Here is a 9,069-nt window from a genome sequence, read left to right on the forward strand (position 1 = left end):
GAGTGACACCGGGTGAGTGACACGGGGCGGCGACGGCGGCTTCGACTCGCTGCGCGACGTCACCTCGGCACAGCGGCAAGCTGGGTCGTGACGGCCGCGTGCTGGACCTGCCGGTGACCGAGGTAGCCCCAGACCGCGAGGCCGAGCAGGATCCCCCAGGGCGCGAACGGGAAGACGAGCAGTGCCACCAGCCAGCCCTGCAACGTTCCGTCGATGTTGATCGCCATCATTGACGGGGCCCCGGCCAGGAGAGCCGTCGCCACCGTGAACCCGGGCACGGCCGCGAGGGCGACCGGCACCGGCCGGCCGGCGTAGCCGGGGATCCATCGCGGGAACACCTCGCCCCACCGGCTGATGAGGCCGGAGGTGAGGATCGCACCGAGGAGGCAGGCGGAGCCGAGCATCAGTCCCCAGAGGCGGGTGCTGTCGTCGAGCTCGAGCCGCGTACTGGTGTCGAGGAGGTTCTCCAGCGGCCACGGCGTGAGCCACATCAGGCGAGCCAGGCCATAGGGGGCGGCGCAGAGGATGGCCCCCACCGTGAAGCCGCGGCGGTGCCGGGTCACCCAACCGGTGGCGCGCCGCACCGCGCCCGGAAACGTCGTGACGAGGAGCGCCACCCAGGCGAGCCCGACGGCGACCGTCGCCAGGTTGGCGAAGAAGAACGGGCTGTCGGCGAGCTTGCCCACGATGGCGCCGAGGGTCGAGCGGACGTTGGACCAGGTCAAGACACCGGACCACGCGCCGGCGGCGACCACTCCGGCAGTGAGGCCGAGCAGCGGGACGCGCCAGCGCGGCATACGCACGATCGCCAGTGCCCCGACGACGACGAGGAGGACGGGGATGCACATCGCCAGGGCGTAGCCGAAGGTGGGCATGGTGGCGGAGCCCTGGTAGCCGACGAGGAGCGTCGCGGCCTCGGCGGTGGCGACGCCGCCGAACGCAGCGCGGGGCAGTCGGCTGCCGGCCGTCAGGGCGGCAGTACCGAGGAGGGACGCCACGAGCAGGGGCAGGCCGAGCCGGTCCTGCGGCAGCCAGGTGCCGAGCAGCACCTCGGAGGTCCCGGCGTACGGCACGGTCTCGGGACGGAGCGTCCAGAGTGCGCCGGCAGCGAGGGCGAGCAGGGTGCCGGCGAGCGCCAGGTTCTTCAGCCGCGGGGGTGTTGTGGTTTCCATGACTTCAGACTGGCTTCGACCGCAGGGCCGGCGCGTCACCCGTCACGACGAACAGGGTCCCCCGCGCGGGCGAGTCAACGTGGCTCCGTCGGCTCCAACGGCACGAGGCCGGTCTGGTAGGCGATGACCACGGCCTGGGTGCGGTCACGCGCGCCGAGCTTGCCGAGCAGGCGCGACATGTGGGTTCGCACCGTCTCGACGCCGAGGAACAGCTCTGCCGCGATCTCGGCGTTGGTCATGCCGGCGGCGACGAGGGAGAGCACCTCGGCCTCGCGGTCGGTCAGCGCCGGCCCGTCGTAGCGCGGAGCCTTCGGCACGCTGCGCATGGCCAGCGCCCGCACCGCCTCGGGAAAGACGATGCTCTCCCCGGTCGCGGCCGTGCGCACCGCGGTGATGATGGCCTCGGCGCTGGACCGCTTGAGGAGGAAGCCAGAGGCGCCCGCCCGCAACGCCCCGAGCACATGGTCGTCGGAGCCAAACGTGGTCACCACAAGGACGCGGGGCGGGTCGTCGAGGGCGAGGACACGCTCCGTGGCCTGGATGCCGTCGATCCCTGGCATCCGCACGTCCATGCACACCAGGTCGGGCCGGTGTCGCCGCACCACGGTCAGAGCCTCCGCTCCGTCGGCGGCCTCCCCGACGACCCGGATGTCCGGTTCGGACTCGAGGATCGTGCGCACTCCCTGGCGCACCAGCGGCTCGTCGTCGACGAGAACCACTCTGATCTGTTCAGTGCTGATCGGCTCAGTCACGTCGCCCTCCCATCGGCAGTCTTGCCGTCAGCACCCACTGCCCGGCATCCTCGGCGGTCTCGAGGCGACCGCCCAGGACGGCGACCCTCTCACGCAGCCCTTCCAGACCGCGACCGGCTCGGCGCTGGCGCATGACGGACCCGCCCAGCGGGTTGGTGACCCGGACGACGAGGTCGGCGGCGTCACGGCGCACCTCGAGGGCGGCGCGCCGCCCGCTGCCGTGCTTGGCAGCGTTGCTGAGTGCTTCTGCACAGACCCGGTATGCCGTCGCGTCCAGGAGCGCGGGCACGTCGCCTGCCGCGGTGAGTCGGGGGTCGATCCGGGCGTCGACCTCCAGGCCGAGGTCGCGGTGGGACTGAAGCAGTGCGTCGAGTTGGGCGGCCCCCGGCTCGGGATGACGGGGTGCGGAGCCATCGCGCAGCACCCCGAGTGCGTGGTCGAGTTCGCCGGCGGCGGTCGCGGCGAGCTGCTCGATTGCAGCCAGCGCGGCCTCGGTCCGCGCCGGGTCGCGCCCGATCACTCGACGGGCGGCGGCGGCCTGAAGGGAGATGCCGCTCAGGGCGTGGCCCACGCCGTCGTGCAGGTCTCGGGAGAGTCGGAGGTATTCCTGCTCGCGGCGCAGGCGGCGCTCGGCAAGGAGCAGCCGATCCTCACCCAATGGCCCCAGCAGCAGCGGCGCGGACCAGCTGGCAGCCAGCCCGGCTCCGACGACGAAGGCGACTCCGGCCACGACGATGGCCACCACCACTCCGGCTACCGCAAGCCATCCCAGCCCGGTGGTCGGCGGGTCCAGTGGCGTCCCGGTGAAGTTCACAACGGTCCGGCCGGACAGGAGCACCCACGGCACGGCCACGGCCAGCCCGACGGCGGCGATGGCGAGGCCCGTGAGGAACCCGATGATCTGGTGGACACACGTCCAGAGCGCCGTGCGCCAGCGGTGCTTGGGCCGCATCGGCTCGGGGACGACGACCTCGGTCGCGCCGAGGAGGGTCTCGGCGGCGGCAGTCTGCACCTCACGAATTCCGGGCAGGAAGCCCACCAGGGCGATCGAGGCGAGGGCGAGGACGAGGAGCGCCCAGAGGTTGATCGAGGTCCCCGTGGCAAAGGCGCCCACCACGCTTGCGGCGAGGAGCAGGAAGGTCACCGCCACGGCGCCACCGATGAGCAGGAACACCGTCCTGCGGACCACTGCTCTCACCGGCACCCCACCTATCGTGCCAAGGTCTGGGTCAAGTACTCGCCGGCGGGCACGCAGAACAGCCCACAGACCAGTGCCAGCCGGGCGATCGAGGGTCGGCGAGTCAGCACGGCATGGGTGAGAAGCGGCAAGGGGGCCGTCAGCCACTGGACCGGGCTGAGGACAGCCACCCCGAACGATCCGGCCGCCAGTCCGATCATCCACGCGCCCGTGGCCACCGCGAAGAGCCCGACTCCCAACCAGTGCACGACGCCCGGACCCCAGCGCACCGCGAGGGTGAGGTCCCCGGCGGCCGCGTCGGAGGTGTGATCGACCGCCGTGGTGGGTGCATAGAGGGCCGCAGCGAGGGTCACGCCGAGGACGGCCAACAGGGGCGGGTACTCGACGAGCGGTCGGGACAGCGACCAGCCGGCGAGTGGTGCGAGCAGTCCCAGCGCGAGGGCGTTGGCCGCGACGTCCAGCCCGGGCCGGCCCTTGAGCCGGAGGGGAGGAGCGCTGTACGCCCAGCCAAGAGCGAGAACGAGGGCGGTGCCGAGAGCGAACACCGGCCCCACGAGGGCGGCGACACCCAGCGCGGCGCCGCTGGAGATCAGGTGCGTCCGCGCCAGCCCAGCGGCCGTCGCAGCGCCCGAGACCAGGGGGGAGGACACCTTGCGTGGATTGGTGCGGTCGGAGGCCACATCGTGCAGGTCATTGACCGTGCACAGCGACACCCATACCAGCGGCCCCATGACGAGGGCGGCGGCGGCCAGGCGCCACAAGCCGACCCCGGGCGGCAACCACGAGCCAGTCGCCACGACCGACCCGAACCACGCGGGCGCGATGCCGATCGGCCAGAACCATGGGCGGGCCACCTGCACCGCCACGACCGCTGCAGAGGGTCGGCACGAGGGGGCAAGGGTCGTCGCTGGGGCAAGCGTCGTCATGGCAACCATGCTGTGCAGGGGATCGCGCACGCACCTCCCCCGGAAGGGTCGACCCTGCCCCCGCTGGGGTGAGAGGCGAACGCCGCCCAGCCGTCCCGAACTCACCCAATTGGACGGTTCGGCACAGACCAGCAGGTATGCCGGCCGCGCACCTCCCGTCCCGAACTCACCCAATTGGACGGTTCGGCACGAGCGGGTCGTCAGGCGGGGCCGCCCGGCCGTCCCGAACTCACCCAATTGGACGGTTCGGCACAGACCAGCAGGTATGCCGGCCGCGCACCTCCCGTCCCGAACTCACCCAATTGGACGGTTCGGCACGAGCGGGTCGTCAGGCGGGGCCGCCCGGCCGTCCCGAACTCACCCAATTGGACGGTTCGGCACAGACCAGCAGGTATGCCGGCCGCGCACCTCCCGTCCCGAACTCACCCAATTGGACGGTTCGGCACGAGCGGGTCGTCAGGCGGGGCCGCCCGGCCGTCCCGAACTCACCCAATTGGACGGTTCGGCACAGACCAGCAGGTATGCCGGCCGCGCACCTCCCGTACCGAACTCACCCAATTGGACGGTTCGGCACAGACCAGCAGGTATGCCGGCCGCGTACGTCCCGTCCCGAGGTCACCGAATTCCTCGGTTAGGGACGGGCCAGCAGGTATTGCCGGCTGCGCACGTCCCGTCCCGAGGTCACCGAATTCCTCGGTTGGGGACGGGCCAGCAGGATGCCGGCCGCGCACCTCCCGTCCCGAACTCACCCAATTGGACGGTTCGGCACGAGCGGTTCGTCAGGCGAGGTCGACTCACCGAATTCCTCGGTTGGGCACGAGCGGTTCGTCAGACGAGGCCGCCCGGCCGTACCGAACTCACCGAATTCCTCGGTTAGGGACAGACCAGCAGGTATGCCGGCTGCGCACGTCCCGTCCCGAGGTCACCGAATTCCTCGGTTCGGGACAGCGCGGCGGTCAGGGGGCGGGCGCCCCGATCTCGGTGCGGACCGAGAACAACTCCGGGAAGAACGTGAGCTCGAGCGCGCGCTGGAGGAAGCCCACCCCGCTCGACCCGCCCGTGCCGGTCTTCATGCCGATGGTGCGCTGCACCGTCTTGAGGTGGCGGAAGCGCCAGAGCTGGAAGTTGTCCTCGAGGTCCACGAGCTCCTCGCACGCCTCATAGACGTCCCAGTGGTTCTCGGCGTCGGCATAGATGCCGGTGAGCACCTGGACGAGGCCGTCGTTCGGAACGTGAGCGATGCTCACGTCGCGGTCGAGGATCTCCTGCGGCACGGCATACCCGCGTCGTGCGAGGTAGCGCAGGAACTCGTCATAGATGCTCGGCGCCTCGAGGAGTTCGGTGAGGAGTGCGTGGGCCTCGGGGTCGGCCTCGTGGACCTTGAGCATGCCGCGGTGCTTGTTGCCGAGCATGAATTCGACGGCGCGGTACTGCCAGGACTGGAACCCGGACGCGTGGCCGAGGAAGCCGCGGAACTGGGAGTACTCGGTCGGGGTGAGCGTCGCGAGGACGGACCACTGGTCGGTGAGGGTGCGCTGGATGTGCTTGACCCGGGCGATGCGCTTGAGCGCGATGCGCATCTCGTCCTGTGCGAGCAGGTCTGCAGCAGAACGCAGTTCGTGCAGCACGAGCTTGAGCCAGAGCTCGGAGGTCTGGTGCTGGATGATGAAGAGGAGCTCGTCGTGGTGCTCGGGGTCGCTCACGGGATGCTGGGCGCTGAGGAGCTCGTCGAGGGCGAGATAGGAGCCGTAGCTCATCTCCCGCGCGAAGTCGGTGTGGATGCCCTCTTCGATGGCCCGCGTATTGCGCGCTGATGTTTCACTCACACCAGCAGCGTACGCACCCGCTCAACCGCCGACTCATTGCCCGAATGGGACACGCGCGGCAGCCGGAGGCCACCACAGGGCGTCCCATTCGGGCAATGGGTCGAGCCTCAGATGCGGCGGAAGAGGGCGGCGAGGGCCTGGCCACCGCCGATGCACATCGTCACGACGCCGGTCTCGAGGTCACGACGGTGCAGGTCCTTGGCCACGCGCAGCGACAGGATCGCGCCCGTCGCACCGACCGGGTGCCCCAGGGCGATCGCCCCGCCGTAGGGGTTGACCTTCTCCGGGTCGAGCTTGGCGTCCCGCACCACGGCGACGGCCTGGGCGGCGAACGCCTCGTTGACCTCGAAGGTGTCGATGTCGTTCGGCCCGAGACCCGTCTGCTCGAAGAGCTTCTCGAGCGCGATGACCGGGGCGTAGCCCATGAGCTCGGGCTCCATCGCGCCCGTCGTGACAGCCTCGAGCGTGACGAGCCCCTTGAGGCCACGCTCCGCGGCGACGGACTCGCGTGCCAGCACGACCGCTGCGGCGCCATCGTTGATGCCGGAGGCGTTGCCGGCCGTGACCGTGCCCTCCTTGGCGAACGCCGGACGCAGGCCAGCGAGGATCTCGAGGGTCGTGTCCGGCTTCGGGTGCTCGTCCTCGGTCGCCGTGAACGGCTTGCGGCCGCCGACCTCGACGGGGGTGATCTCCTCGGAGAACGCAGCACGTCCCTTCTCGCTCGTCGCGAGCTGCTGGCTGCGCAGGGCGAACTCGTCCTGCTCCTCGCGGCTCACGCCGTAGCGCTCGGCGACGTTCTCCGCGGTGACGCCCATGTGGATGCCGTGGAAGGGGTCGGTGAGCATCATGACGGTGCCGTCGACGAGCTCACGGTTCCCCAAGCGGTAGCCGTTGCGGGCGCCGAAGTCGTAGAACGGCATACGGGTCATCGATTCGTCACCACCGGCAAGGGCGAGGTCGACGCCGCCCCAGCGCATCTGCATCGCGGCCGACCAGATCGCCTGCAGACCGGAACCGCACAGACGATTGACCGTGTATGCCGGTGCCGACTTCGGGAGTCCGGCTGCCAGTGCCACTCGGCGCGCGTTGTAGGCATCGGGGCCCACCTGGCCGATGCAGCCCATGACGACCTCGTCGATGTCCTCAGGCGCCACGCCGGAGCGGGTGAGGGCCTCGCGGACGGCCGTCGCGCCGAGCTCGTGCGCGGGGACGTCCTTGAACATCCCGCCGAAGCTGCCGATGGGGGTGCGGGCGCCGTCGATCAGGACGATCTTCTCTGCGTTGGCTGAGGTCATGCCTTCATCGTAGGAAGCGGCTCGTGGCGGCGACAGGCCTGCGGGGTGTGACATGTGCGGCGCTTAGGGTTCACCGAGTGACTCGCACCGCCGACCCTGACCGCCCACTCAGCGCGCTCTGGCGCCGCCACCGCCGCTACCGGGGCCGGCTCGTCGCAGCAGTGACGATGTCGACGGTCAACAAGGTGGCCGACGTCGTCCCCGAGCTGCTCATCGGTGCCGCCGTCGACGTCGTCGTCCGAGGTGACGACTCGTTCGTCGGGTCGCTGCTCGACATCGAGTCGCGCTACGCCCAGCTGGCATGGCTGGCCGCCTTCAACGTGGTCGTGTGGGTCATCGAGTCGGTGTCGCAGTACGTCGCTGACGTGCTCTGGCGCGGGCTGGCGCAGGGGGTCGAGCACGACCTGCGCGTCGAGGCCTACGACCACGCGCAGCACCTCGACATGTCGTGGCACGAGGGCCGGGCGAGCGGCACGACGCTCGCGACGCTCAACGACGACGTGAACCAGCTCGAGCGATTCCTCGACGTCGGGGCGGCCGCGATCCTCCAGACCGCCCTCAACGTCGTGCTCGTCGGGGCCGTCTTCGCGGCATCGAGCGTGCAGCTCTTCGTGTTGGCGTTCCTGCCCATCCCGGTGGTCATCGCCGGATCCCTGATCTTCCAGCGTCGCCTCGAACCCCTCTATGCGCGGGTGCGCGAGACGGTGGCGGATCTCTCCGGTGCGCTGAGCGCCAACCTCGCCGGCATCTCGACGATCAAGGCGTTCACGGCCGAGTCACGTGAGCGAGACCGGATCGCCACGTTGTCCACGGCCTATCGCCAGGCCAACGTCGACGCCATCCGGTCGAGCGCCGCCTTCGTCCCGCTCGTCCGGATGGCCATCCTCGCGGGCTTCACCTGCACGCTCCTCTTCGGCGGCTGGGCGACGCTCCGCGGTGACCTCGAGATCGGCCTCTACTCAGTGCTCGTCTTCATGACCCAGAGGCTGCTCTGGCCGTTGACCGAAGTGGCCACCGTGCTCGACCTCTATCAGCGGGGGCGAGCCTCGGCTGGGCGGATCCTGCGCCTGCTCGACGAGCCGGTCACCGTCCCCGCGGGAAGCGAGGCGCTCGCCCGGCCGGTGCGTGGGGCCGTGGAACTCAAGGGCGTGCAGGCCGGCTACGGAGAAGGGCCGGCCGTCCTGCAGGGCATCGACATGGTCATCCCGGCCGGCGAGACGCACGCGATCGTCGGATCGACAGGGTCAGGCAAGTCCACGCTCCTGCGGCTGATCCTCCGCTTCGACGATCCGCGCGACGGGGCGGTCCTGCTCGACGGACGCGATGTCCGCGAACTCGACTGGGACTCGCTGCGCGGGTCGATGGGCTACGTCGCCCAGGACGTCTACATCTTCTCGGGGTCGATTGCCGACAACATCGCCTACGGGCGTCCGGGCGCCAGCCGGGAGGAAATCCGCGAGGCGGCCGTCGCTGCAGCTGCGGTGGACTTCATCGAGGCACTCCCCGAGGGGTTCGACTCGCAACTGGGGGAGCGCGGAGTCAACCTCTCCGGCGGACAGCGGCAGCGGATCGCCCTCGCCCGCGCCCTCCTGCGTGACCCGGCGGTGCTCGTCCTCGACGAGGCCACCAGTGCCGTCGACAACGAGACCGAGGCCGCCATCCAGGCGTCACTGCGGCGAGCCACCCTCGATCGCACCGCCATCGTCGTGGCCCACCGGCTGTCGACCGTGCGGCACGCGCACCGGATCTGGGTGCTCGACGCCGGACGCGTGGTCGAGTCCGGCACGCATGACGAACTGTTGGTGACCGGCGGCGCCTACGCCGGACTGTGGAAGGTGCAGACCGGAGAGCTCTGACCGCGAGCCTCACTGTCCCGAACTCACCGAATTCCGGCTCTCCT

Annotated in this window: 7 protein-coding genes; 1 reads left to right on the top strand and 6 read right to left on the bottom strand. The window is 70.4% G+C overall.

Going from position 1 to position 9,069, the window contains the following annotated elements:
- Positions 1–59: 59 nt before the first annotated feature.
- The 6 genes from N802_RS19580 to N802_RS14105 all read right to left on the bottom strand — a co-directional run bounded on the left by N802_RS19580 (position 60) and on the right by N802_RS14105 (position 7,169).
- Positions 60–1,172 (bottom strand): hypothetical protein, encoded by a 1,113-nt coding sequence (locus N802_RS19580; RefSeq protein ID WP_052109962.1) that lies wholly within the window; start codon positions 1,170–1,172, stop codon positions 60–62.
- Positions 1,173–1,246: 74 nt separating this feature from the next.
- Positions 1,247–1,924: a response regulator gene (locus N802_RS14085; RefSeq protein WP_245613948.1), complete on the bottom strand. Its 678-nt coding sequence runs from the start codon at positions 1,922–1,924 to the stop codon at positions 1,247–1,249.
- Entirely contained in the window at positions 1,917–3,122 is a 1,206-nt protein-coding gene (locus N802_RS14090) for a sensor histidine kinase (RefSeq protein WP_156971417.1), read from the bottom strand. Before N802_RS14090 ends, N802_RS14085 begins: the two co-directional genes overlap by 8 nt.
- A gap of 11 nt (positions 3,123–3,133) precedes the next feature.
- Complete coding sequence (locus N802_RS14095) at positions 3,134–4,048, bottom strand: UbiA prenyltransferase family protein (RefSeq protein ID WP_169743439.1); 915 nt, start codon at positions 4,046–4,048, stop codon at positions 3,134–3,136.
- Positions 4,049–5,004: 956 nt separating this feature from the next.
- On the bottom strand, positions 5,005–5,805 hold the full coding sequence (kynA, locus tag N802_RS14100) for a tryptophan 2,3-dioxygenase (protein ID WP_245613949.1): 801 nt from the start codon (positions 5,803–5,805) through the stop codon (positions 5,005–5,007).
- A gap of 176 nt (positions 5,806–5,981) precedes the next feature.
- Positions 5,982–7,169, bottom strand: coding sequence for a thiolase family protein (locus N802_RS14105; RefSeq protein WP_035917462.1), 1,188 nt, complete (start codon positions 7,167–7,169; stop codon positions 5,982–5,984).
- A 77-nt stretch (positions 7,170–7,246) separates the two neighbouring features.
- Here N802_RS14105 and N802_RS14110 point away from each other — a divergent pair, with 77 nt between their 5' ends.
- Positions 7,247–9,025, top strand: a complete 1,779-nt coding sequence (locus tag N802_RS14110) for an ABC transporter ATP-binding protein (RefSeq protein ID WP_035917463.1) — start codon at positions 7,247–7,249, stop codon at positions 9,023–9,025.
- Positions 9,026–9,069: the final 44 nt, after the last annotated feature.

It is taken from the genome of Knoellia sinensis KCTC 19936 (assembly GCF_000768705.1).
Taxonomy (GTDB): Bacteria; Actinomycetota; Actinomycetes; order Actinomycetales; family Dermatophilaceae; genus Knoellia; species Knoellia sinensis.